This window comes from Fluviicoccus sp., from assembly GCF_030646115.1.
GTDB lineage: Bacteria > Pseudomonadota > Gammaproteobacteria > Pseudomonadales > Moraxellaceae > Fluviicoccus.
In genome coordinates this window covers 77,718-100,671 of record NZ_JAUSMX010000019.1, presented here as the reverse complement: position 1 = coordinate 100,671, position 22,954 = coordinate 77,718, and the positions used below count along the sequence as shown (strand labels likewise).

The window sequence follows — 22,954 nt, the reverse complement described above, 5'->3', positions numbered from 1 at the left end:
AATCACTCATGAAGATCAGTCGCAGAACCGTGGTGCTGGGCGGGGCTGTTGCCGCCGGTGCTGCCGCCTTCGGCATCAAGCCCCGGGATCAGGGTGGCGCCCACAATGACTATTTTCGCGGACTGGGCAAGGCCTTGCAGGATGCGGGACTGGTGCGGCCGGTGCTGGTGCTGGATTACGCCCGCCTGCTGCACAACGCGGAGCAGGTGCGGAAAAAACTGGTCGAAGGGCCGGAGCGCCTGCCCGCCCGGCTGGTGGTGAAGTCACTGCCCGCTCCGGCGTTCATGGACTTGCTGATGCAGGTGCTGCAAACCCAGCGGCTAATGGTGTTCAACATGCCGATGCTGGATCAGGTGTTAAAGCTTTATCCCGATGCCGATATCCTGTTCGGCAAGCCCATGCCGGTGGCGGCTGTCCGCCAATGGCTTTACACCGAAGCCAACCGTGACAAGCTGCCGCAGGTGCAGTGGCTGGTGGATTCTCCGGGACGACTGCTTGAGTATGCCGGTCTGGCCGGATCGTTGCGCAAAACCCTGCGCATCAGCCTGGAGATCGATGTCGGCCTGCATCGCGGCGGCTTTGCCACGCCGGAGGAGGTCAAGACAGCCCTGGAAGCCGCCAAGGCCCAGACCATGCTGGAGGTCAGCGGCCTGATGGGTTATGAGGCTCATGTCGGTAAGTTGCCGACGGTTTTCAACATGCAGGAAAAGGCGTGGGACTCCTGCCAGAAAATGTACAAGGACTGCGTGCAGGTGCTGCGGGAGTCCGGTCTATCCCCGGAAAAAATGACCCTCAATTCCGGCGGCAGCCTGACCTATGCCCGGCACGGCGTATCCACCGCTGCTAATGATATTTCCCTGGGGTCGGCCTTTGTCATGCCGTCGGATTTCGACAAACCTTCGCTGCAAGACCATCAGGCCGCCTGTTTTATTGCCACACCGTTGCTGAAAAAAGTGAATCCGGCATTGATGCCGGGCCTGGAGTGGAGTGACGGACTGCGCCGCTGGTGGGATCCGAATGCCGGGCGCGGTTACTTCATCCATGGCGGGCACTGGCTGGCCGACCCGGTGTCGCCCCCCGGTCTGGCGCTAAGCGGCATTTACGGGCAGTCCAGCAATCAGGAGCTGTATCTGGGTTCCAGCTCGGTCAGCCTGCTGCCGGATGACTTCGTTTTTTTCCGCCCGCGTCAGAGTGAGGCGGTCTTCCTGCAGTTTGGTGATATTGCCGTCTACAACGCGGAGAAGGGGGTCATCGAGGCAAACTGGCCGGTGTTCCCGGTTTCGGCCTGAAGGCCCGGCCGCCGCCGCTGTGCAGTGTTTTGTCTTGCAGTCACGCGGCGGCGGCGCTACGCTGCTGGAAGACGCCGTAGGCGCTAACCGACTGACCTGAACGGAGTTAATCCATGTTTACCCTGGAAATGCTGGACGAGTTGCATGTGCTGATGCTGTTCAATCCTGACAACGGTCAGGAGGGCATCAAGGTGCATCACAGCGCCGAACCCGCCACCGTGGACGCCTGCCAGCGTCTTTTTGACCGCGGCATGGTGACCCTGCCGGACGGCGGCTATCTGACGCCGCTGGGTGTGCAGGCTGTGGAGTATGCGGTGGCCCTTACCCAGTTGCTGGGTTCAAATGTCAGTGCGAATTAGGCATTTCCCGCCAATAATGTGATGGATGTCTCGTTTTTCCTGTGTGTTCTCTATAATCGGAGCATGAGTCCCGGCTAGGGGACGGCATTATAGGGAAAACCATGAGCATTGACGCCCTGGTGTTTTGTGACTGCCTGGAGCGGGGCGCGTTGCGAAGGCAACCCCGACCGGAATGGCAGGTCTATGTACAGAGTGATGGTTGCCGGGAATGTGCGGCATCCGATCACGGTGCCATCGGGGCTTTTGGTTTGTGGCATGAAACAGCCTGTCACCACGACTACGGTATTCTGCTGCACCGCACAGTGGCCTCCGCCGAGACCATTGCCCGGTTCAAGGAAATGACAGCCGCATCGGGATGCCGGTGCCCGGTGCTTGAAGGCAGGGTGCTGGCGCATCAGCCAGGACAGGACGAAGCTCTGGAGTCCTCCGCTGTCGACAGTCTGGCGATGGAGTTGCAGGACTTGCGGAAGGCCGTCGGGCACTGGCCGGCAGAGATCGAGGGGATGGTTCGCGCCCTGGAAGATCTGGTTGCCTGCGCCCGGCAGGTGAACAAGCCGCTGGTTTTATAAGCCAGCGGCAGCCAGCCTGTCTTGTCCGGCCTAGCTTTTACTCGTTTGCCCCATCATGGCTTTCACCACCCGCTCGGTCTCCCGCGACAACATGCTGACGATGATGACGCCAGACGTGAGGCGGAAATGGCCGTGGTTGCAGTAGGGGCAGTGATACGGTTCCTGACGCGGACTGAGCGGCAATCCATTGCCTACCTCACGGGTTTCAAAAACCCGCAGACAGCCGGTATTCTGGCAACTTTCCAGTTTCATGATAATTCTCCCGCCACATCCTCCTTAATCGGGCGCTTGTTATTGTCGGTTAAGCCACGATGCAGGGTGATGGTTTAATGTCGAATTAACGGGATATTAACATATTCCGGAGTTTGTGGCTCTACGGGTTCTTGTTGGTTTGTGCAACCGGGCGGATACTGTCTTCCACAAACATTGACCCTGTGCTGGAAACACCATGCCTGAAGAGATCCGTCTGCCCATTGCCGGTATGACTTGCGCCGTCTGTGCGGGTCGGGTTGAGCAGGCCTTGCTCAAGGCTCCAGGCGTTTCGGCGGCGGCGGTCAATCTGGCCGGGGAGAGCGCCCGTATCACCGCTGAACCGGGCAGCCTGCCGGCGGTGATGGCCGCTGTTGAGAAAGCAGGCTATCAGGTTCCCCTTCAATCACTGACGCTGACGGTGGGGGGCATGAGCTGCGCGACCTGCGCCGGTCGTGTGGAGCGGGCGCTGGCCGCCGTGCCGGGCGTGCTGGCGGCGACCGTCAATCTGGCGACGGAAAGCGCCCAGGTCAGCTTCGTGGCCCAGGATTCCCAGGAATCCGCACTGGTTGCCGCGGTGACCCGGGCCGGTTATCAAGCGTCCTTGCCGACGCCGGACACCGCTCCCGTTCGCCATCATTCCGACACCTGGCCGTTGCTGGCCGCCCTCCTGCTCAGCCTGCCGCTGGCGCTGCCCATGCTGGGCCAGCCGTTCGGCTATCACCTGATGCTGCCGCCGCTGTGGCAATTCCTGCTGGCCACGCCGGTGCAGTTCTGGCTGGGCGCCCGTTTCTATCGCGCCGGCTGGCATGCCTTGCGTGCGGGAACCGGCAACATGGATCTGCTGGTCAGCCTGGGCACCTCGGCGGCCTGGGGGCTGTCGGTATTCCTGTGGTGGCGTCATGGCGAACAGGTGCATCATTTGTACTTTGAGGCGTCCGCCGTGGTCATTACGCTGGTGCTGCTGGGCAAGTGGCTGGAAAGCCGCGCCAAGCGCCAGACGACGGCCGCCATTCGCGCCCTGCAAGCCCTGCGTCCGGAGGTGGTGCATCTGGAAGTGGACGGCGCGGTGCGGGACATGGCGCTGGCCGTGGCGGTGGTTGGCCAGGTGGTGCAGGTGCGCAGCGGCGAACGCATTCCGCTGGACGGTGAGGTGCTGGAAGGCAGCTCCGGTGTGGATGAGTCGTTGATGACCGGAGAAAGCCTGCCGGTGGCGAAGCAGCCCGGCGATGCAGTGACTGGCGGCGCCATCAACGGTGAGGGGCTGTTGCGCATCCGCATCACCGCCACCGGCAATGAGACGGTGCTGGCCCATATCATCCGGCTGGTGGAAGACGCGCAGGCCGCCAAAGCGCCGATCCAGCGCCTGGTGGACCGGGTGGCTGCTGTCTTTGTGCCGGTGGTGCTGGGCATTGCCGCCTTGACACTGGCGGGCTGGGTATGGGCGGGCGGCGGCTGGGAAACGGCGCTTATCAATGCCGTGGCCGTGCTGGTGATAGCTTGTCCTTGTGCGTTGGGGCTGGCGACGCCGGCCGCGATCATGGCCGGAACCGGGGTGGGCGCCCGGTACGGGATTCTGATCAAGGATGCGGAAGCCCTGGAAACCGCCCGCCGGCTGACGCTGGTCGCCTTTGACAAGACCGGCACCCTGACCCGGGGCAAGCCGGAGGTAGCGGCAGTGCTGGCGGTTGATGAAACCGATCCGGTACTTCGCTTGGCGGCCTCGCTGCAACAGTCGTCCACCCATCCGTTGGCGCAGGCCATGCTGAAGGCGGCAGCCGCTGAAACCCTGCCGCCGGTCAGCGGATTGCAGACACTGGCCGGACGCGGCCTCCGTGGCGAGGTGGTGGGCCGCACGTTGTGCTTGGGCAGTTCCCGTTATCTGCAGGAACTGGGTGTTTCCATGGCGGCCTTGCAGCAGCCGTCCGAGGCGCTGGCTGCCGAGGGCAAGACCTTGTCCTGGCTGGCGGAGCTGGGCGCAACCCCGCGATTGCTGGGCCTGATTGCCTGTGGAGACTTGCTGAAGGAGAGCGCCACGACCGCCATTGACCGGTTGCGGGCGCAGGGTATCCGCACGGTGCTGGTCAGCGGCGATCATCCGGGAGCCGTGCAGGTCGTGGCGTCTCAGCTGGGCATGGATGAGGTCCGCGCCAATGTCCTGCCCGCCGACAAGGCGGCGCTGGTGACGGCGCTGAAACAGGGCGGGGCCGTGGTGGCCATGGTCGGGGACGGCATCAATGACGCCCCGGCGCTGGCGGCGGCGGATGTCGGTATCGCCATGGGCACCGGTACGGATGTCGCGATGCATGCGGCAGGCATTACCCTGATGCGCGGCGACCCGTCGCTGGTGGCCGCCGCCATCGACTTGTCGCGCGCCACTGTGCGCAAGATCCGGCAAAACCTGTTCTGGGCCTTCTTCTATAACGTCGTCGGCATCCCGCTGGCAGCTTTTGGCCTGCTCAGCCCGGTGGTGGCGGGCGCGGCCATGGCCCTGTCGTCGGTGTCAGTGGTCAGCAACGCCTTGCTGCTGCAACGCTGGAGGCCCAAGGATTGAATGTCGCCAGTCCGTATTCCCCGCCACGGCTGATTTTGTTCTATGATTAGCCCATGAAGCATTCAGGACACGCAGGGAGTTGTTATGTCCGATCACGCCACCCAAACCATGATGTTCGCCCGTTTGCCCGGCATGGCTTATCGCAGCCTGAACGATCCGGAGCGACCGCTGATTGAGGTCTCCGGCAAGGTGGAGGCGCTGACCGGGTTCAGCGCCGCCCGTCTCACCGGCGACGCCTCCGGCCTGGCAGGCCTGATTCAGCCCCGGGACCGGGACCGGGTGTGGCGGCAGATTCAGGAAGGTCTGGCGCACGACGGTTGTTTTGACCTGGAGTACCGCATCATTACGGCGGACGGCGGTGTCAAGCCTGTACAGGAGCACGGGGAGGGCGTGCCGGACGGGCAGGGCGGCTGGCGGGAGCTGGTCGGCTTTGTCAGTGATTGCAGCATGCGGGTGGCCCAGCAGGAACGACTGGAGCTGGCGCATCGCGCCATTGTCCGGGCCGCCGAGCATCCCTTGCAGGGGGCGGGGGACATCCAGGCTTATGCCGGGGTGCTGACCCGGCTGCTGAGCGACACCCTGCATGTGCAGTTCGCCGGTATCTGGTTGATGGACACGGATCAGTCCAGCCTGGCGCAGCTGTGCGTCTATGACCGCCAGACCGACAGTTTTACCCAAAGTCTGACGCTGGCTGCCGCGGATTATCCCGACTACTTTGCCGCCCTGATGAGCGGTCGCGCCATTGACGCCGCCGATGCCCGGCATGACCCCCGCACCTGTGAATTCCGCGAATCCTATCTGGAACCGCATGGCATTAACGCCATGCTGGACGCGGCCATCCGCGTCAACGGCAAAATAGTCGGTATTGTCTGCTGTGAGCATACTGGCCCCGTGCGGCGCTGGTATGCCGACGAGATTTCCTTTGCCGGTGAAATTGCCGACCAGATGGCCCAGTCCCTGATTTCCCGGGACAAGCTGGAAGCCATGCGGCTGTTGAACGAGGAACGCGGCAGCATCCGTGCCCGGAACGACTTCATGGCGCGGCTCAGTCATGAAATCCGCACGCCCATGAACGGGGTGCTGGGCATGACGGAACTGCTGCAGCATACGGTTGTCACCGCCGAGCAGCGCGAATACCTGGATGTGATTGCACAATCGGGCCGCCTGTTGCTGCACATCATCAACGACATCCTTGACTACTCCAAGATCGAGGCCGGCAAGCTGGCCCTTAACCCCCAACCCTGCAATATCGCGGATCTGCTGCACAATCTGGGGCGTCAGTTCCAGAGCCAGGCCAATGCCGCCGGCTTGCAACTGCAATGGCGTATTGACGACAGCCTGCCAACGCTTCTGCGGTGTGATGCCGGGCGTGTCCAGCAGATTCTGGTCAACCTGATCGGTAATGCCCTTAAATTCACCCGTCAGGGTTCCGTCCGTATCCACGCCTGGCTGCAGGAGTCAGGAGAAAACACCCGATGGTGCATCAGCGTCACCGACAGTGGTGACGGGATTGAGCCTGAGTTGTTGGGTCGCATTTTCGAGCCTTTCGAGCAGGGCGAACACCCGGCGGCGGGCGGAGAAAAGGGGACGGGCCTGGGTCTGGCCATTGCCCGCAGCCTGGCGCAGTTGATGCAGGGTACGCTGGAGGTGGTCAGCGAACCGGGCAAGGGTTCCGTTTTCACCCTCAGGCTGCCGCTGGCGGAGGTGGCCGAATCCGTGTCCGGCGGGGCTGAACCTGCCCGGTTGAAGCCTGAGCGCGTGCGGCTGCCGGGCATGAATATCCTGGTGGTGGAAGATGACGACACCAACCGCAAGGTGATCCTGGGCATGCTGGACCGCTATTTCGGCATCCGCGCCGACAGCGCGGTCAACGGCCTGGATGCCCTGGAGCAGATGGCGTCCGGCCGCTGTTATGACCTGATCTTCATGGATTGTGAAATGCCGTTGATGGACGGTTATGAAACCACCCGGCGGATCCGGACGTTGCCCGCGCCCGGCGGTCAAACACCGGTGGCCGCCATTTCCGCCCATGCGCTGGAGGAGATGAAAGCCAAGGCCTTTGCCGCCGGTGTCAATTATTACGTCACCAAGCCCTTCGGGCAGGAGGAACTTTTTCAGGTCATTCGTCAGGTCAGGGACGGCGCCGGTTCATAACCTTCCGCAGCCAGCAGTTTTCGCAGCCGGGCTTCATCCAGCACCCGGCTCTCCACGGACACGGTATTCTGTTCCAGGCTGATCTCAACCATGGCCAAGGGATCAGCGTCACCCACCGCCTTGGTGATGGCCTTAACACAGTGCTGGCAACTCATGCCTTCTACCTTCAGCGTCAACATCGTCTTTGCTCCGTGATTCGGGTTATTCCAGTCTCTGCCGCCTGTCTGCCGCCGTCAAGCGCGTGACCAGCGTCACACACTGATGGTTCGGCATCAAATCGTCAAGCAACTGTCACCGTTTCGTCATCCCTCCTGCCTAAGTTCCCACATGAAATCAATACCTTCACCCGGCACGGGAAGTTCCGGAACCATCGCAGGAGAAATCATGTCCGCATTAAGCGCCTTTGCGGTCCCCGTACCGGTATTCACGCCCGACGCCACCATCAACGAGGTCGGCGAACGCATGCTGCAGGCAGACCTGGCCAATGCCTTGTCCGTCGCGGTTGTCAACGCTGCGGGAGTGCCGGTGGGCATGATCAGCCGTCACCAGCTCAATGACATCTTCATGAAGAAATTCGGCCGTGACCTGTTCGGCAACCGGCCGGTCAGTGACTTCATGCGCACCGATGTACTGTCGGTCGAAATGGACAGCTCGTTGTCGGCCGCCGCGTCCTTCATCACTGCGAACATGCACTTTCCGCTCAGCGAGGACTTTGTCATCACCGAGAACGGCCGCTACCTGGGCATGGGTGCAGTATTGCACCTGCTGGGTGCCATGGAACAGCAGATGACGCGCAACGTCGCCGACCTGAACCGCGCCTACACCCAGCTGGCTTCCTCGCAGGCGCAACTGGTGCAGTCCGAAAAGATGGCGGCCCTAGGGCAGATGGTGGCGGGGGTGGCGCACGAGATCAACACCCCGTTGGGCTACGTCAACAACAACGTGGAAATGGTGCGGGAGTTTTTTGCCCAGATGCAGTTCATCCTGCAAGCGCATGAACAGTTGGCTGCGACCCTGCTGTCGCCAGACGCCACCGACGTCGATATCGCCGAGTGCCTGGCCGCGGTGGATGACATGAAGGCGGACCTGGACTTCACCCAGTGGTTCAGCGACCTCGACCAGTTGTTCAACGATACCTTTTACGGCGTGGAACAGATCAGCGAACTGGTGACCGGCTTGAAGAATTTCAGCCGTCTGGACCAGTCGCCGACGGATAACGTCTCGCTCAACGACTGCGTGGAAAATGCGCTGCTGATTGGCCGCAACACCCTGAAATACAAGGTGGAGGTGCTGAAGCGGCTGGGTGACCTGCCGCAGATCCGCTGCGCCGCCTCGCAGATCAATCAGGTGCTGCTCAACCTGCTGACCAATGCAGCGCAAGCCATTGAGGATCGCGGCTACATCCTGATCAAGACCTGGTGTGACGACAGAATGGCCTATGTCTCGGTACAGGACACCGGCTGCGGTATTCCCCCCGAAAGCCTGCGCCGTATTTTCGATCCGTTCTATACCACCAAGCCGGTGGGCGAGGGCACCGGGCTGGGCCTGTCCATCAGTTTCAAGATCATCCAGCAACATAACGGCCATATCCGCGTGGCTTCGGAAGTCGGCAAGGGCACCCGCTTCGTGCTGGCCCTCCCGCTGACGTCCATCGCCGTCCCCCTTTCAGCCGTTGCCTGAGGAAAATTTCATGAGTATGGTCAAAGCGAAGGTCCTGCTGGTGGACGATGAGGAACGCATCCTGCGCACGCTGGGCATGCTGCTGAAAATGCAATACCAGGTGTTCACCACCACCGACGGTCATGAAGCGCTGCGAATTCTGGAACGGGAGAAAATTCACCTGATCATTTCCGACCAGCGCATGCCGGTCATCACCGGCACCCAGTTGCTGCGTCAGGCCAAAAAGATTTCGCCCAACACCATGCGCATCCTGCTGACCGGCTATGCCGATGTCGATGCGGCTATGGATGCGGTAAACGAGGGTGAGATTTTCCGCTACATCAACAAGCCCTGGGGGCCGAAGGAATTGCGTGACACCATAGCCGAAGCAGTGGGTATAGCGCAGAAACTGGAGCACGTTCAGGATGTCAAGGTGGCGCTGGATACACGCACCGTCGGCCTGACCTGCCTGGTGCTGGATGAAGATGTGGCGGTTTATGAGGCGGTCAAGGAGCTGATGGGGGCGCAGCATCAGGTGGTGTGGCGCACCACCATGGCCAGTGCGCTGACGATGCTGGCCACGCAGCAAGTCGCCATCCTGGTCAGTGAACTGCAAGTGTCGGACGGCGATGCCTCGGTGATGATCAAGACGCTTAAGCAGGAGTATCCGGAACTGCAAACCATTGTCCACACCTCGTTCAAGGATACGATGCGGGTGGCGTCGCTGATCAACCAGGCGCAGGTGTACCGCTACCTGCCCAAGCCGCTGCGCAAGGGGTTGCTGGGCAAGAGCCTGGAGTCCACCGTAGAGCGCTACCGCCAGTTGCAGGCGGTGCCGGTGCTGCGCGAGGCAGTGCGGGTGGAGAAGAATGAAAATGTGCAGGAGCAGGCGGCGGGCAGCCGCATTGCGGAGTACCTGCGGCGGTTGCGGGGGAAAGGGTTTGGAAGTGCGGTGGCAAGTCCGGCCTGACGTCCGGAGCAAGCTGCATTACTGCGTGATATTCCCAAAACAGGCATCGGCAAACCACCTCAACTGACGATAGAATAGAAAATTGTTTTTCTTATTGTCAGGCTGAGGAGCCGCAATCGTATGGCAGGTTGGCTGTTAGTTGTCGGGGTCCTTTATTTCAGCTGGCGCTATGCGTGGTGGCGACCTCCCGTTGATGACCGCTGTCCGCGCATTCTCATGTATCACATGATCAGCGGGCATCCATCCGGGGCAGGCTTCAATGGCTTAAGGGTGACTCCGCAAAGGTTCGAATGGCAACTGGCCTGGATGCGCCGCCATGGCTACCGCTTCTTCAGCATCAGCGATTTGTGGGATCAGTGGGACACCCTTCCGCCAAAATCAGTGGCGATCACCTTTGACGACGGTTATGCTGATAACTTGTTGAATGCTTTGCCGTTACTGGAGAAATTTGACGCCTGTGCCACGCTTTATCTGGTGGTGGATCGTCATGATCGCGATTGGTCGATAGCCAAGAAGAAGCATCATAACTCCGGTGAGCTGGCCAGAGAGCGCAAGTTGACCGACGATGAGGTCCGGCAATTGCTGGCTTCCGGCCGTATCGAGCTAGGATCTCATACCCTTACCCATATCAATATGCCGGCAACGCCGCTCGAAACCCGCCGGCATGAGCTGAAAGCCTCCCGACTGCAACTGGAGCACAACTTTGGCGTGCCTGTACGAAGCTTTGCCTATCCCTTTGGTCTGTGGGGCGAAGAAGACGTTGCCCTGGTGCGTGAAGCCGGCTATGAGACGGCGGTGACAACGGTTGACGGCATTGATCAAAGTCGGCCGCGCCCTGATCCTTTGCGATTGCTGCGGATCAAGGTCAGCGGAAAGGACAATGCGCTGGCGTTCATCATGCGCATGCGTGGCGGCAAGCGGGGGCTGCGCAAATGACCGGATATGTGGTCTGGTTGCTAAGCGACGGCGCACCCGGCCACCTCAGCCAGAGTCGCGGCATTGTCGATGCTTTGCAGGCGGTAACGACGTTGCGGGTGGTCACGGTGCCGCTGAAAGTGCGCAGCTCGCTGTGGAAGCGGCTGGGCCGCTTTTTCCTGCCCTGGATCCGTGACCCCGGTTTCTGGCTGTCCAGGGTTTACGATATCATCCTGCCAGAGGGCCGGCCGCATCTGCTGGTCTCCTCAGGAGCCAATACCCTGCTGGCCAGCGCCCTGCTGGCGCGCCACACGGGAGCCGCCAATGTCTACAGCGGCACTCTTAAAGGCTATCACCCTGATGCTTACCATTGTGTCTTCACCGTGACGCCGCTTGGCGTCCCGGTCAACCATGTGCTGCCCTTGCCGCCGGTGCCGGGTCAATTGTCCCGGCCATTCCCGCCGGCTACGGGCGGGAAAAGGCTGGCGGTGCTGGTGGGTGGCGATGGTGCGGGTTATGTCTGGCGCACCGGGGACTGGCAGGCGCTTGGCCGCTCACTGTCTGAACTGGCGCGTCGCAACGAAGCCTTGCTGCTGTTGAGCACCTCGCGTCGCACCGGTGCAGAGGCGGAGCGCTTGTTGCAGGATAATATCCCTGCCGAACTGCTGGCGGACGCAGTATGGTGGTCGCAGGCGCCCCGGCCGGTGGTTCGTGATTTTCTGGCGGACGCGTTCGGGGTGGTGGTAACCGAAGACAGTCTGACCATGGTTGCCGAGAGTATCTACTCCGGCCGGCCGTCAGTGGCGGTCCGGCCGGCCGAGGCCAATGCCAATGCCAATGATGAGGGGGCCTTGCAGGCTTATACACACCGCAGCCTGCTGCAGCGCTGTCTGGTTACGGATCTGGGCTCCATCAAGTTGCCGGGAGAGTCTCACGCTGTCCCCGATGTGCCGGCGGAAATCGCCGCTGTCCTCCTGCCCCTGCTGGAAAAGACTGCGCCATGAAAAATATCCTGATTTGGGGCCGCTACGGCAACTATGGTCCTGACTATCCGCGCAACCGCGTTATTGAGTCGGTATTACGGGATTTGGGCTGCACGGTGAGCCGCTTCCTGCCGGTACTATCGCCGTTGGCCGACTGGGAATATGTTTTGCGCGGCGGTCGTCCTCCGGACTTGGTCTGGGTTCCCTGCTTCCGCCAGCGCGACCTTGCGGCGGCGGCCCGGTATGCCCGCCGCCACAAGGTGCCGCTGGTGTTTGATCCGTTGATCAGCTCCTATGACAAGCAAGTGAGCGAGAGACGGAAATTCCCGGCGGACTCGCCGCGCGCGCGCCGCCTGCTGGCCTGGGAAGCCCGTTTGTTCCAGGCGGCTGATGTTCTGGTTGCCGACACGCAAGGCCATGCCGATTATTATCACGAAGTGCACGGAGTGCCGGTCGAAAGGATTCGCGTCATTCCGGTGGGGGCGGAAGAGGCCTTGTTCCGCCCCGCGCCGCTGCGGCAACGCCCGGCGGATGCACCGCTGGAGCTGGCTTTTTTCGGGACCTTCATTGGTTTGCAGGGAGTGGAAGTCCTGGCCGAAGCAATTCGCGGCTGGGACGGACCGGCTGTGCATTGGCGACTGATCGGCGAAGGGCCGCTCAAGGAGCGTTGCGCCGGGCTGCTCGACGGAGTTACGCACTCCCGGATCGATTTTGAGCCTTGGGGGCCGCTGGCGGAGCTGCCGGGACGGCTTTATCGTGCGGATGCAATCCTTGGCATCTTTGGTGACAGCGAGAAGGCGCTGCGCGTCATACCGAACAAGGTCTATCAGGGACTGGCCATTGCCCGGCCGGTCATCACAGCCCGGACAGGCGCCTATCCGCTGGAACTCACCACTGATGATACGGCCGCCTCCGGTATTTTCTGGGCAACCCCCGGCGATCCCGAAAGTATCCGTCAGGCCGTGCGCCGGCTGCATGCTGCCCGAGACCATCTTCCGGATCTGTCGGCAGCGGCGCGTCACACCTACGAGTCGTATTTCTCCAACCGGGTGATCGCAGACGTGCTGCGCCAACTCGTGAACCCCTGATCGGAGCATCCATGACCCCCTCGCGAGTCAGCATCATCATCACCAACTACAACTATGCCGGTTTCTTGCCCGAAGCCATTGAATCGGCCTTGGCGCAGGACTATCCGGATTGCGAGGTACTGGTCCTGGACGATGCCTCCACCGATAACAGTCTGGAGGTGGCCTGCCGTTATCCTGTCACCGTGCTGGCGCAGCGCAACGGCGGTCTCTGCCTGGCGCGCAACAATGCATTGACCCATGCCAGCGGCCGTTACGTGCTCTTCCTCGACGCCGATGACCGGCTGACGCCCCGTGCGGTCAGCCTGCTGGCGGAAGCGCTGGATGCCGCCGGGGAGGATGTGGGCTACGCCTATGGACAGATGCAGTATTTTGGTCTGCGTGACGACCTGTTCCCGGCGCGGCCCTTTGATGCGCAACAATTGTTCCGCAATAACTATGTATGCGCCACCACGCTTCTGCGCCGTGATGTACTGCTTCAGGCCGGCGGCTACGACAACGGGTTCCGCTCCCTGCGTGAAGACTGGGAGTTGTATATCCGCCTGCTCAGCAAGGGCTACCATGGGGCCTTTGTCCCCGAAGTCATACTGGAGTGCCGCAAGCACAAGCCGCACATCCGGCGCAGCTTGGGCATCAAGGCCCTGTCGATGGCCAAGCTGTGCTGGCTCTACCCCGCTTATTTCTGGAAACAGTGGCTCAAGCATCCGCTGAGGTATACCTATTTTTTCATCGCCGCCAAAGGCTGGCAAAGTGTCCGTGACTATGGCGACAAGGCGCAACAGCTGGGCCTGCGCGTCGTCCGCCGCGCAGGCGATTGAGGCTATGACGGTTTATCAGGATCAGGAGTGCTAACAATGAAAATCATGGTTACCGGGGGTGCCGGTTTCATCGGATCGGCAGTGGTGCGCCACCTGCTCAACGACACCGCACATTCCGTGGTCAACGTGGACGCCCTGACTTATGCAGGCAATCCGGACTCACTGGCCAGTGTATCCGGTAGCCCCTGCTACGCCTTTGTTCATGCAGATATAGCCGATCGCGCCGCCATGGACCGGGTGCTGGCGCAACACCGGCCGGATGCAGTCATGCATCTGGCGGCTGAGAGCCATGTTGATCGTTCAATTGACGGCCCGGCCGCGTTCATTCAAACAAACATCGTCGGCACCTATACCTTGCTGGAAGCGGTGCGCGCTTACTGGCTGACGCTGGATGAAGCCGGCCGCTCCGCGTTCCGCTTTCATCACATTTCCACCGATGAAGTCTACGGCGACCTGCACGGTACCGACGATCTCTTTACCGAGACTACGCCCTACGCACCCAGTTCGCCGTATTCCGCCAGCAAGGCCGCCAGTGACCATCTGGTGCGCGCCTGGCTGCGTACCTACGGCCTGCCCGTTATCGTCACCAACTGCTCCAACAATTACGGCCCCTGTCATTTCCCGGAAAAGCTGATTCCGCGCGTAATCCTGAACGCCCTGCACGGCAAACCGCTGACAGTGTATGGTGATGGTTCGCAAGTCCGTGACTGGCTGTATGTAGAGGACCATGCCCGTGCACTGGTGGAAGTGCTGACACGCGGAGCGGTGGGGGAGACCTACAACATCGGCGGGCACAACGAGCAGCGTAATCTTCATGTGATAAACTGCCTGTGTGACCTGCTGGAAGAAATGGCGCCGCAAAAGCCGGACGGCGTCCTTCACTATCACGATTTGATCACCTTTGTCCGGGACCGTCCGGGTCATGATCACCGTTATGCCATCGATGCCGGAAAAATTGAGCGTGAATTGGGTTGGCGACCCCGTGAAACCTTCGACAGCGGGTTGCGCAAGACTGTCCGCTGGTATCTGGATAATCCTGAGTGGTGGCAGCGTGTACTGAGCGGTGCATACCACCCCGGCCACCTGTCTTCTTGAGATTTCCAGACGGGCGTGGCTATATGATGAAATTCAGGAGGGAGATTTGATGAAAGGCATTATTCTCGCAGGCGGGTCCGGTACCCGCCTCCATCCCATTACGCTGGGCGTCTCCAAGCAGCTGTTGCCCATCTATGACAAACCCATGGTTTATTACCCCATTTCCGTATTGATGCTGGCCGGAATCCGGGAAATCCTGATCATCTCCACCCCGTTGGATTTGCCGCACTACCGGCGTTTGCTGGGCAGCGGGGAGCAGTTCGGGGTCGAGTTCACCTATGTCGAACAGCCAAGCCCGGACGGGCTGGCGCAAGCCTTCATTCTCGGGGCTGATTTTATTGGTCAGGACCCGGTCTGCCTGGTGCTGGGCGACAACATTTTCCATGGCCAGCACTTCACCGAGAAGCTGCTGCGGGCTGCAGCCCATCCGTCCGGCGCCACTGTCTTCGGGTATTGGGTCAGTGACCCTGAACGTTTCGGCGTGGTGGAGTTTGATGCCGAGGGCCGGGCGGTCTCCATTGAAGAGAAACCGCTGAAGCCCAAGTCAAGTTATGCTGTCACCGGTCTTTATTTCTATGACAATGATGTTGTGGAAATCGCCCGGGCTGTGAAACCCTCCGCACGCGGCGAGCTGGAAATAACGGCAGTCAACAATGCCTACCTGGCGCGCGGCGATTTGCGGGTCGAGAAGTTCGGTCGCGGCTTTGCCTGGCTGGATACCGGCACCCATGACAGCCTGCTGGAGGCTGCGCAATACGTCCAGACTATCGAGCACAGGCAGGGCTTGAAAGTGGCCTGCCTTGAAGAAATAGGTTATGCCAACGGCTGGCTGAGCCGTGAGCAACTGTTGGTCCAGGCTGAAGCGCTGGGTAAAACCGGTTACGGACAGTACCTGCGCAAAATCGCGGGTGAATGTTGATGAAAGTGATAGCAACGGCTATTGCTGACGTAAAGATTCTGGAGCCGAAGGTATTCGGCGATGCGCGCGGTTTTTTCATGGAAAGCTTCAATGAAGGGGAGTTTCGCGCGCTGACCGGCGTCACTCTGCCGTTCGTGCAGGACAATCACTCCCGATCGGCGCGCGGGGTGCTGCGGGGCCTGCATTACCAAGTCCGTCAGACGCAGGGCAAACTGGTGCGGGTGGTGCGGGGAGCTGTATTCGATGTGGCGGTTGATGTCCGCCGCCACTCCGTCACTTTCGGGCAATGGGTGGGGGTTGAGTTGTCTGAAGACAACCACCGCCAGTTGTGGGTGCCGCCGGGTTTCGCCCACGGTTTTCTGGTGCTGAGCGATATCGCCGACTTTCTGTACAAGACCACCGATTATTATGCCCCCGAGCATGAACGCTGCCTCTTGTGGAACGACCCGCAGATTGGAATTGACTGGCCGGGCGAAGAGGCTCCGCTTTTGTCCGCCAAGGACCGGGCCGGGCTTTCACTGGCGGTGGCTGAGGTTTTTCCATGACCATTCTGGTAACCGGTGCGAACGGGCAGGTCGGCTGGGAGCTGGTGCGCAGTTTGCAGCCGTTGGGACGGGTGGTGGGCCTGGGCCGTCAGGGTTGCGATCTGTCACGTCCGGAAAGTCTGAATGCTGTGCTGGCTTCGGTGAAGCCGTCCGTGATTGTCAATGCCGCTGCCTATACTGCCGTGGACAAGGCCGAGCAGGAGCAGGCGCTGGCTGATACTGTCAACGGGGAGTCTGTGGGCGTGCTGGCGGAGTGGGCGCGGCGTCATCAGGCGATAATGGTGCATTACTCCACGGACTATGTGTTTGACGGCGCCAAGGACAGCCCCTATGTTGAGACCGATGCGGTGGCGCCGCTGAATGCCTATGGTCGCAGCAAACTCAAGGGCGAGCAGGCGCTGGCGGCGGTGGGACCGGATTACCTGTGCCTGCGCACCACGTGGGTGTACGCTGCGCGCGGGCAAAACTTCATGAACACCATGCTCCGGCTAGGCCGGGAGCGCCCGGAGTTGCGGGTGGTGGCTGACCAGACCGGCGCTCCGACCTGGGCGCGCCATCTGGCTGATGCAACGGCTTTGATGCTGCAAGCGCGACGTGATGGCCGGGGCGGTCGGGGTATCTATCACCTGACCGGCAGCGGCGCAATGAGCTGGTGCGGATTTGCGGAGTTAATCCTCGCGCGTGCGCGTGAACTGGGCCTGACGGTGCAGGCTGAGCGCGTGGTGCCGATTTCCTCCGCCGAATTCCCGACGCCCGCCCGCCGACCTGCCAATTCCCGGTTGGATAACGCACGAATCGCCCGCGATTTCGGTATTGTCCTGCCGGATGCTGCGGTCTCGCTGTCTCTGGCTTTAACCTAAGGGTGCGGGTTTCCGCTGACTTCCTTCTCAGAGTGCTGGAATGACTTCTTCCCCAGTTTCCGTTAATTCTGCCGGCCTGCCGCCGGTGGTCTTTGTCGTCAGTTCGCCGTTGCAATTATTCAATGCCATTGAGGCTCGGGACCGCTTTCATTCCGGCCAGCCAAGCCATCTGCTGATCATCTGGAAGAAAATCATCGACAATGAACAGATGCAGGCCTTGCTGGATGACGGTTGGGCGTCCTGTCGCTGGCTGCGGCATGGTGGCTGGGCCAGAGCGTGGTACGCGCAATTGCTGGCGCCATGGCTGGCGGCTATGGCCGGTGCGGAAGTGCTCTACCTGGGCTATCCGCTGAACGTGAGGGCCCATGTCGCCAACGTGCTTTCCCCCCCCCGCATTGTCCTGCTTGACGACGGGCACGCCACCTTGCACCTGATGCAATTGCTGGATGACCCTGCCTATCGGGCCATCCGGGCGCCAGGCGTGGTAGACCGGCTGTTGGGGCGACGGGTGGGGCTGGACTACACCGACCGCGCAGAGCTGTTCACGGTGTACCGGCCGGACGGCTGGCCGGTAGAACGCATGATTCATAACGATTTCAGGGCTTTTCGCGCGAAGGCGGCCCGCCTGCCGCACACTGGCCGGCTGCTGTTTATCGGCTCGGATCTGGCGGGCAACATCATTCCCGACTCCGCGACCGAGGAGAGGCTTTTTGCAGCCATGTCCGCTTATTATGCCGGTCGCGAAGTGGTCTACAGTGCCCATCGTTACGAGAATGTCGAGTCGATGCGGGCCTCACCGGCGCTGGCCGGGATAAAGGTCATCCGCTATCCGACGCTGTTGGAGTACGCCTTGTATCAGGAGGGTGCGTTGCCTGCGGGCATCTCTACATTCTGCTCCTCTGCCATTGATACCCTGACGGACATTTATGGACTGCCTGCCGAGGTGCTGATGATTCCCGAAGCCTTGCTCAAGCCTGAAAAGGTGGAGGTGATGCGCAGTTTGTACGTGAATTACCGGGAACGCGGCATACCGGTGATCCCGTTGCATGTGCCGGACTGATAATTCCATGGGCAGCCGAATCAACCAATGCCTGATTGGCGACGTAACCCCGGACACCGTTTCCGGTGATTCCCGATTTTTCTCAATTAACGAAGGTTAACCTGTATGTTCAATGGAAAAAGCATTCTGATCACTGGCGGCACCGGTTCCTTCGGCAAGCGTTATGTCAAAACCATCCTCGAACAATACGAGCCCCGCCGCCTGATCATCTATTCACGTGACGAGCTGAAGCAGTATGAGATGCAGCAAGACTACAATCATCGCTGCATGCGCTACTTCATTGGTGATGTCCGTGACCGGGAGCGCATGATCCAGGCCGCAGAAGGAGTGGATTTCATCATCCATGCCGCCGCTTTGAAGCAAGTGCCCGCCGCTGAATACAACCCCATGGAGTGCATCAAGACCAATATTCACGGCGCCGAAAATGTCATCTCAGCCGCCCTGATCCATAATGTTGAGCGGGTGATTGCACTGTCCACGGATAAGGCTGCGAATCCGATTAACCTCTATGGCGCCACCAAGCTGGCATCCGACAAGCTGTTTGTCGCCGCCAATAATATGGCCGGTAACAAGCGCACCCTGTTTGGTGTGGTCCGCTATGGCAATGTGGTCGGATCGCGCGGCTCTGTGGTGCCGTTTTTCGAGAAACTGGTGGCGGAAGGTGCGACCAGCCTGCCCATCACCCATGAGCGCATGACCCGCTTCTGGATTTCCCTGCAGGAGGGGGTGGATTTCGTACTGAAGAATTTCGAGCGCATGCACGGCGGTGAAATCTTTGTGCCTAAGATTCCCTCGGTGCGGGTCGTGGACTTGGCCAAAGCCATAGCCCCTCAATTGCAGCAACACATTGTCGGCATTCGCCCGGGTGAAAAACTGCACGAAATCATGTGCCCTGCTGACGATTCGCATCTGACGCTGGAGTTTGCCGATCATTTTGTGCTTTGCCCTACGATTACCTTTACCAGTCGTGGCAACAGTTTTACGGTCAACAAGCTGGGGGAAGAGGGCAAACCGGTGGCAATGGGCGCGGAATACAACTCCGGCGCCAACCCGCATTTCCTCAGCGTGGACGAAATCCGCGAATTCAACCGCGTGGCGATGTCGTGACTTCGGAAGGAGTCCGGCAGCTGAACGGAGACTCTCTTCCCGTCGCGGCATCCACCGCGCCGCCGGCCTGACTCCGGGGGGGCGCTGATGCGGGTCATCTTTCGGGTGGATGCTTCGGTAGGGATGGGGACCGGGCATGTTGTCAGATGCCTGGCGCTGGCCGCCGCCATGCAACAACGCGGTGCTGACATTCATTTTGTCTGTCGCCGCATTACACCGTTTCTCGCAGAACAGGTAGCCATTTTTGGGTATACCCTGCATCGCACCGGTGATACTTCGCCGGGGGCCATGGTGCGGCAAACGGCGGCGATACCCCATGCACACTGGCTGGAATCAAGCTGGCAGCAGGATGCCGAAGACACACTGGCAGTGGTCCGGGCCTTAAGGACAGTTGACTTGCTGGTGCTGGACCACTATGCGCTGGATGCGGCTTGGGAGCGGAGGTTACGCGCCGCCGTCACCCGGCTGCTGGTCATTGACGACCTGGCCGACCGCGACCACAGCGCGGATTTTCTGCTTGACCAAAACTACTACCGGTCACCTGAAGACCGGTACCATGGTCTGGTACCGGCTGACTGCCAATGCCTGCTGGGACCCGCATACGCGTTGTTGCGCCCGGATTTTATGGCGGTCCGCCACCAGCAGCTACGTCATCGGCGCCCTACTGAACCCGTCAAGCGGGTATCGGTTTGTTTTGGGGGGTCGGACCCTACCGGCGAACTGCCTAAGGTGCTTCAGGCTCTGATGGTTTTGCCCGAGCAGCTGTCTCTGTCAGTCGAGGTGATTGTCGGCTCTTCCTCGCCCAGTCTGCCGGAAGTACGGCGACAGAAAGTGGATTGGCCGGGTCTGGAGGTGGTGGTTGATGCTCCCGATATGGCCGTCCGTTTGGCGCGCGCGGACTTGGGCATTGGTGCGGCAGGCACCATGAGTTGGGAGCGTGCTTGCCTGGGCCTGCCTTCATTGGTTGCTGCTGTTGCGGGCAATCAGGTAGAGTCTGCGGAATATCTGGATGAAATGAATATCCATAAATATCTTGGAACCTTCGAACAGGTTGACGTAGACGGCTACATAAAGGGAGTGTCCTGCATGCTGATGAATGCCGGCTTTCGGAGCACCCTGAGTGAGCAGTCGGCCCGTTTGGTTGATGGTGAAGGAGCCCGGAGGGTGGTGGAGTTCGTTTTCGGGAGTTTCTAAGCCCACGTTAACAAGACGGACGGCAAGCCGCGATCAACGTTCATGAAGGGAGGCATCATCTGCCCAGCGCCGTATCCGGGCTCACCGACTCTGCTGAATGGCATCCAGCAGTTGCTGCGTAGGGGCATCCACCGTGGCACTGGATTTGCCGGCCAGAATGGAATTCATGCTGTCCGCAATGACTTTACCCAGTTCAACGCCCCATTGGTCGAACGGATTGATGTTCCAGATCACGGCCATGGTGTAAACCTTGTGTTCATACAGTGCAATCAGGGCGCCCAGTGAGAAAGGGGTCAGCTCTTCCAGTAGCAGCGTACTTGAGGGCTGGTTACCCTTGTAATGGCGCCAGACGGGTAACTTTTCGCTGTTATCCATGCAGTCGTCTCCAAGCATCAGCACCCTGGATTGCGCCAGGCAGTTGGCCAATGCCAATCGATGCTGATCCTGCAGGGATGGGTGGTGTGTTTCACCCCGATAGCGGTGGATGGGGGCAATAAAGTCACACGATACATCGTGGGTGCCCTGATGCAGCAACTGGAAGAACGTGTGCTGGGCGTTGGAGCCGACTTCCCCCCATACAATAGGGCTGGTGGGATAGTCGATGGAGCGGCCCGCGTTGTCGACGGATTTTCCGTTACTCTCCATTTCAAGCTGGGAGAGGTAGGCGGGAAGATGCTTGAGCCGGCCGTCATACGGAAGCACAGCATGGGCGCTGATTCCCAGGAAAGTGGCGTTCCAGACGGCGGTGAGGCCGAGCAGGGCAGGCAGGTTGGCTGTGACCGGTGTTTCGAGGAAATGGGTGTCCATGAATCGGGCGCCGGCCAGCAACTCCCGGAACTGGTTCATGCCGATGTGTATGGCGATGGGCAAGCCGATGGCGGACCACATGGAATACCGCCCGCCAACCCATTCCCAGAAGGGGATACGGTTATCAGCCGGAATGCCCCATTGCTGCATTTTGGCATCGTTGGCCGAGATGCCGATGAAATGGCATTGGAGCACAGTCGTCCGGTTGTCATGGCTCTCCAGCATCCACTTCAAAAACAGGTTGGCGTTGGCGAGTGTGTCCGGAGTGGTAAAAGACTTTGAGGAAATCAGAAATAATGTGGTTTCCGGACAAAGCGTGTCCAGCAGGACGGAAAGCTGGGTGCCGTCAATGGAACTGACGAAATGCATGTTCAGATGGGACGATTCTGCCGGGACAAACTCCCTGAGCGCTACCGAAGCCATCAGCGGACCATGATCGGAACCGCCAACCCCGATATTGACCACATCGCTGATGGCAGCGCCGGAATAACCGAGCCATTGCCGTGTTTGAAGCCTTTCCACAATGCGGCTCATCATCGCCAGACTGTTGTTGACGTCGCCAATGATGTTTTGCTGCTCCGGCAACAAGGCCGAGTCTGCTGTTTGACGGAGTGCGGTATGAAGTGCAGGCCGATTCTCCGTCAGGTTGACCCGGTCGCCCCGTATCAGCTTTTGCACCGCGCCAGGCAGGTCGCACTGTTCGGCCAGCCGGATCAAACCGTCCAGGACGGGCAAATCAATCCGCTGGCGTGACATGTCCAGGATGATGGGCCCCGCCTCTACCCGGAGGTGCCGCGCCCGCCGGGTATCCTGTGCAAACTCACGAAGATGGCGCTTTTGCATGGCATTGGCCAGTTGTTGCAAATGCAGCCATTCGGGGAGTTCGGGGCGGGGGGGCTGAGATGTCATGAACGCAGGTCAGGCAATCTGGTGAGGGAGGAGTGCAGCAGTGTGCCGGGAATCAAGGCGGATAGAGTCAGAGGGCATTTGGTTTTTCCTTGAATATTACAGGAGTGTTATATATTGGGTTGTGTCGAAGAATAACACCGGACCGCATAAACCTCCGATCAGAATTTTAAGCCATCTCCGCCAACACTGACTAATGACCGGGCAGTACACCGCCGCTACCGGACAGCTTCGGGGTAGCGCCGGCAGAGATGCAGCAACACGGGAGTCCATTCCCGAAAACACTCCCGACCGGTCGGCGTCTGCCAGGGCAGGCGGCTTAATGTTCCTTTGGCGCAAGGCTTGGGGCGTGGCCCTTCTTCTGGATCATCCAGTCGGTGGCGGCAATGAACATGGCCGAAAACACCAGCACCACATGGATAATTACTTCCCACTTCAGGGTATGTTCGTCCATGTTGGCGGCATTGATGAAGCTGCGCAGCAGGTTGATGGAGGAAATGGTAATCAGGGCGATGCCCAGCTTGACCTTCAGCACCCCGGCATCCACATGGTCCAGCCACTCCGGTTGGTCCTGGCTTTCCCCCAGGTTCAGCTTGCTGACGAAGATTTCGTAGCCGCCAATAATGACCATGACCAGCAGATTGGCGATCATTACCACGTCAATCAGCGTCAGCACCTGGATCAGGATGTCGGTTTCTTTCAGCTGGTTAAGGTTGATGAGCAGATCATACAGCACCACCATGAATTTCCAGGCGTAGACGCCCAGCGCCACGATAAGGCCCAGATACATGGGCAACTGCAGCCAGCGGCTCCAGAAGATGATACTGGCAATGACGTTTTTCTGTGTGCGCATGACA

At 60.2% G+C, this 22,954-nt stretch carries 22 protein-coding genes; 18 read left to right on the top strand and 4 right to left on the bottom strand.

Annotation, left to right across the window (positions count from 1 at the left end; genetic code table 11):
- Positions 1–8: 8 nt before the first annotated feature.
- The 3 genes from Q7T36_RS14465 to Q7T36_RS14455 all read left to right on the top strand — a co-directional run bounded on the left by Q7T36_RS14465 (position 9) and on the right by Q7T36_RS14455 (position 2,217).
- Positions 9–1,289 (top strand): alanine racemase, encoded by a 1,281-nt coding sequence (locus Q7T36_RS14465; RefSeq protein WP_304850071.1) that lies wholly within the window; start codon positions 9–11, stop codon positions 1,287–1,289.
- Positions 1,290–1,402: 113 nt separating this feature from the next.
- Positions 1,403–1,648 carry a TIGR02647 family protein gene (locus tag Q7T36_RS14460; protein WP_304850068.1) on the top strand — a complete coding sequence of 82 codons (246 nt, stop codon included), beginning with the start codon at positions 1,403–1,405 and terminating at the stop codon, positions 1,646–1,648.
- Between the two features lie 101 nt (positions 1,649–1,749).
- Positions 1,750–2,217 carry a hypothetical protein gene (locus Q7T36_RS14455; RefSeq protein WP_304850065.1) on the top strand — a complete coding sequence of 156 codons (468 nt, stop codon included), beginning with the start codon at positions 1,750–1,752 and terminating at the stop codon, positions 2,215–2,217.
- Positions 2,218–2,247: 30 nt separating this feature from the next.
- Here the strand turns inward: Q7T36_RS14455 and Q7T36_RS14450 are convergent, their stop codons facing one another.
- Complete coding sequence (locus Q7T36_RS14450) at positions 2,248–2,469, bottom strand: hypothetical protein (RefSeq protein WP_304850062.1); 222 nt, start codon at positions 2,467–2,469, stop codon at positions 2,248–2,250.
- Between the two features lie 196 nt (positions 2,470–2,665).
- On the opposite strand from Q7T36_RS14450, the gene Q7T36_RS14445 reads away from it, so the two are divergent.
- Positions 2,666–5,020 carry a heavy metal translocating P-type ATPase gene (locus tag Q7T36_RS14445; RefSeq protein ID WP_304850059.1) on the top strand — a complete coding sequence of 785 codons (2,355 nt, stop codon included), beginning with the start codon at positions 2,666–2,668 and terminating at the stop codon, positions 5,018–5,020.
- An 84-nt stretch (positions 5,021–5,104) separates the two neighbouring features.
- Entirely contained in the window at positions 5,105–7,174 is a 2,070-nt protein-coding gene (locus Q7T36_RS14440; RefSeq protein WP_304850056.1) for an ATP-binding protein, read from the top strand.
- On the opposite strand, the gene Q7T36_RS14435 is transcribed toward Q7T36_RS14440, so the two are convergent.
- Entirely contained in the window at positions 7,147–7,353 is a 207-nt protein-coding gene (locus Q7T36_RS14435; protein WP_304850053.1) for a heavy-metal-associated domain-containing protein, read from the bottom strand. The genes Q7T36_RS14440 and Q7T36_RS14435 overlap by 28 nt on opposite strands.
- Positions 7,354–7,558: 205 nt before the next feature.
- On the opposite strand from Q7T36_RS14435, the gene Q7T36_RS14430 reads away from it, so the two are divergent.
- From Q7T36_RS14430 to pseG, 13 genes are all read left to right on the top strand, one after another.
- Positions 7,559–8,854 carry a sensor histidine kinase gene (locus Q7T36_RS14430; RefSeq protein ID WP_304850050.1) on the top strand — a complete coding sequence of 432 codons (1,296 nt, stop codon included), beginning with the start codon at positions 7,559–7,561 and terminating at the stop codon, positions 8,852–8,854.
- Positions 8,855–8,864: 10 nt separating this feature from the next.
- Entirely contained in the window at positions 8,865–9,803 is a 939-nt protein-coding gene (locus Q7T36_RS14425; RefSeq protein ID WP_304850047.1) for a response regulator, read from the top strand.
- A 120-nt stretch (positions 9,804–9,923) separates the two neighbouring features.
- Positions 9,924–10,739: a polysaccharide deacetylase family protein gene (locus tag Q7T36_RS14420; RefSeq protein WP_304850044.1), complete on the top strand. Its 816-nt coding sequence runs from the start codon at positions 9,924–9,926 to the stop codon at positions 10,737–10,739.
- Positions 10,736–11,722 carry an ELM1/GtrOC1 family putative glycosyltransferase gene (locus tag Q7T36_RS14415; RefSeq protein ID WP_304850039.1) on the top strand — a complete coding sequence of 329 codons (987 nt, stop codon included), beginning with the start codon at positions 10,736–10,738 and terminating at the stop codon, positions 11,720–11,722. The genes Q7T36_RS14420 and Q7T36_RS14415 overlap by 4 nt, the downstream gene beginning before the upstream one ends.
- Positions 11,719–12,789 (top strand): glycosyltransferase, encoded by a 1,071-nt coding sequence (locus tag Q7T36_RS14410; RefSeq protein ID WP_304850036.1) that lies wholly within the window; start codon positions 11,719–11,721, stop codon positions 12,787–12,789. The genes Q7T36_RS14415 and Q7T36_RS14410 overlap by 4 nt, the downstream gene beginning before the upstream one ends.
- 11 nt (positions 12,790–12,800) lie before the next feature.
- Positions 12,801–13,604, top strand: coding sequence for a glycosyltransferase (locus Q7T36_RS14405; RefSeq protein WP_304850034.1), 804 nt, complete (start codon positions 12,801–12,803; stop codon positions 13,602–13,604).
- 36 nt (positions 13,605–13,640) lie between these two features.
- Complete coding sequence (gene rfbB, locus Q7T36_RS14400; protein ID WP_304850031.1) at positions 13,641–14,699, top strand: dTDP-glucose 4,6-dehydratase; 1,059 nt, start codon at positions 13,641–13,643, stop codon at positions 14,697–14,699.
- Positions 14,700–14,748: 49 nt separating this feature from the next.
- A complete protein-coding gene (rfbA, locus tag Q7T36_RS14395; protein ID WP_304850028.1) occupies positions 14,749–15,618 on the top strand; it encodes a glucose-1-phosphate thymidylyltransferase RfbA in 870 nt (289 codons plus the stop codon).
- Positions 15,618–16,163 carry a dTDP-4-dehydrorhamnose 3,5-epimerase gene (gene rfbC / locus Q7T36_RS14390; protein ID WP_304850025.1) on the top strand — a complete coding sequence of 182 codons (546 nt, stop codon included), beginning with the start codon at positions 15,618–15,620 and terminating at the stop codon, positions 16,161–16,163. The genes rfbA and rfbC overlap by 1 nt, the downstream gene beginning before the upstream one ends.
- On the top strand, positions 16,160–17,023 hold the full coding sequence (gene rfbD, locus Q7T36_RS14385; protein WP_304850022.1) for a dTDP-4-dehydrorhamnose reductase: 864 nt from the start codon (positions 16,160–16,162) through the stop codon (positions 17,021–17,023). Before rfbC ends, rfbD begins: the two co-directional genes overlap by 4 nt.
- A 40-nt stretch (positions 17,024–17,063) precedes the next feature.
- Positions 17,064–18,083 carry a hypothetical protein gene (locus tag Q7T36_RS14380; RefSeq protein WP_304850019.1) on the top strand — a complete coding sequence of 340 codons (1,020 nt, stop codon included), beginning with the start codon at positions 17,064–17,066 and terminating at the stop codon, positions 18,081–18,083.
- Positions 18,084–18,188: 105 nt separating this feature from the next.
- Positions 18,189–19,190, top strand: a complete 1,002-nt coding sequence (pseB, locus tag Q7T36_RS14375; RefSeq protein WP_304850016.1) for a UDP-N-acetylglucosamine 4,6-dehydratase (inverting) — start codon at positions 18,189–18,191, stop codon at positions 19,188–19,190.
- Between the two features lie 87 nt (positions 19,191–19,277).
- Positions 19,278–20,384, top strand: coding sequence for a UDP-2,4-diacetamido-2,4,6-trideoxy-beta-L-altropyranose hydrolase (gene pseG, locus Q7T36_RS14370; protein ID WP_304850013.1), 1,107 nt, complete (start codon positions 19,278–19,280; stop codon positions 20,382–20,384).
- Between the two features lie 81 nt (positions 20,385–20,465).
- On the opposite strand, the gene pgi is transcribed toward pseG, so the two are convergent.
- Entirely contained in the window at positions 20,466–22,100 is a 1,635-nt protein-coding gene (gene pgi, locus Q7T36_RS14365; RefSeq protein ID WP_304850010.1) for a glucose-6-phosphate isomerase, read from the bottom strand.
- 316 nt (positions 22,101–22,416) lie between these two features.
- Entirely contained in the window at positions 22,417–22,950 is a 534-nt protein-coding gene (locus Q7T36_RS14360) for a TIGR00645 family protein (RefSeq protein ID WP_304850007.1), read from the bottom strand.
- Positions 22,951–22,954: the final 4 nt, after the last annotated feature.

What these genes read in the sequence shown, in the direction of transcription:
- Q7T36_RS14465 (WP_304850071.1), top strand. Translation starts at nt 9, where the DNA reads ATGAAGATCAGTCGCAGAACCGTGGTGCTGGGCGGGGCTGTTGCCGCC.
- Q7T36_RS14460 (WP_304850068.1), top strand. Translation starts at nt 1,403, where the DNA reads ATGTTTACCCTGGAAATGCTGGACGAGTTGCATGTGCTGATGCTGTTC.
- Q7T36_RS14455 (WP_304850065.1), top strand. Translation starts at nt 1,750, where the DNA reads ATGAGCATTGACGCCCTGGTGTTTTGTGACTGCCTGGAGCGGGGCGCG.
- Q7T36_RS14450 (WP_304850062.1), bottom strand. Translation starts at nt 2,469, where the DNA reads ATGAAACTGGAAAGTTGCCAGAATACCGGCTGTCTGCGGGTTTTTGAA.
- Q7T36_RS14445 (WP_304850059.1), top strand. Translation starts at nt 2,666, where the DNA reads ATGCCTGAAGAGATCCGTCTGCCCATTGCCGGTATGACTTGCGCCGTC.
- Q7T36_RS14440 (WP_304850056.1), top strand. Translation starts at nt 5,105, where the DNA reads ATGTCCGATCACGCCACCCAAACCATGATGTTCGCCCGTTTGCCCGGC.
- Q7T36_RS14435 (WP_304850053.1), bottom strand. Translation starts at nt 7,353, where the DNA reads ATGTTGACGCTGAAGGTAGAAGGCATGAGTTGCCAGCACTGTGTTAAG.
- Q7T36_RS14430 (WP_304850050.1), top strand. Translation starts at nt 7,559, where the DNA reads ATGTCCGCATTAAGCGCCTTTGCGGTCCCCGTACCGGTATTCACGCCC.
- Q7T36_RS14425 (WP_304850047.1), top strand. Translation starts at nt 8,865, where the DNA reads ATGAGTATGGTCAAAGCGAAGGTCCTGCTGGTGGACGATGAGGAACGC.
- Q7T36_RS14420 (WP_304850044.1), top strand. Translation starts at nt 9,924, where the DNA reads ATGGCAGGTTGGCTGTTAGTTGTCGGGGTCCTTTATTTCAGCTGGCGC.
- Q7T36_RS14415 (WP_304850039.1), top strand. Translation starts at nt 10,736, where the DNA reads ATGACCGGATATGTGGTCTGGTTGCTAAGCGACGGCGCACCCGGCCAC.
- Q7T36_RS14410 (WP_304850036.1), top strand. Translation starts at nt 11,719, where the DNA reads ATGAAAAATATCCTGATTTGGGGCCGCTACGGCAACTATGGTCCTGAC.
- Q7T36_RS14405 (WP_304850034.1), top strand. Translation starts at nt 12,801, where the DNA reads ATGACCCCCTCGCGAGTCAGCATCATCATCACCAACTACAACTATGCC.
- rfbB (WP_304850031.1), top strand. Translation starts at nt 13,641, where the DNA reads ATGAAAATCATGGTTACCGGGGGTGCCGGTTTCATCGGATCGGCAGTG.
- rfbA (WP_304850028.1), top strand. Translation starts at nt 14,749, where the DNA reads ATGAAAGGCATTATTCTCGCAGGCGGGTCCGGTACCCGCCTCCATCCC.
- rfbC (WP_304850025.1), top strand. Translation starts at nt 15,618, where the DNA reads ATGAAAGTGATAGCAACGGCTATTGCTGACGTAAAGATTCTGGAGCCG.
- rfbD (WP_304850022.1), top strand. Translation starts at nt 16,160, where the DNA reads ATGACCATTCTGGTAACCGGTGCGAACGGGCAGGTCGGCTGGGAGCTG.
- Q7T36_RS14380 (WP_304850019.1), top strand. Translation starts at nt 17,064, where the DNA reads ATGACTTCTTCCCCAGTTTCCGTTAATTCTGCCGGCCTGCCGCCGGTG.
- pseB (WP_304850016.1), top strand. Translation starts at nt 18,189, where the DNA reads ATGTTCAATGGAAAAAGCATTCTGATCACTGGCGGCACCGGTTCCTTC.
- pseG (WP_304850013.1), top strand. Translation starts at nt 19,278, where the DNA reads ATGCGGGTCATCTTTCGGGTGGATGCTTCGGTAGGGATGGGGACCGGG.
- pgi (WP_304850010.1), bottom strand. Translation starts at nt 22,100, where the DNA reads ATGACATCTCAGCCCCCCCGCCCCGAACTCCCCGAATGGCTGCATTTG.
- Q7T36_RS14360 (WP_304850007.1), bottom strand. Translation starts at nt 22,950, where the DNA reads ATGCGCACACAGAAAAACGTCATTGCCAGTATCATCTTCTGGAGCCGC.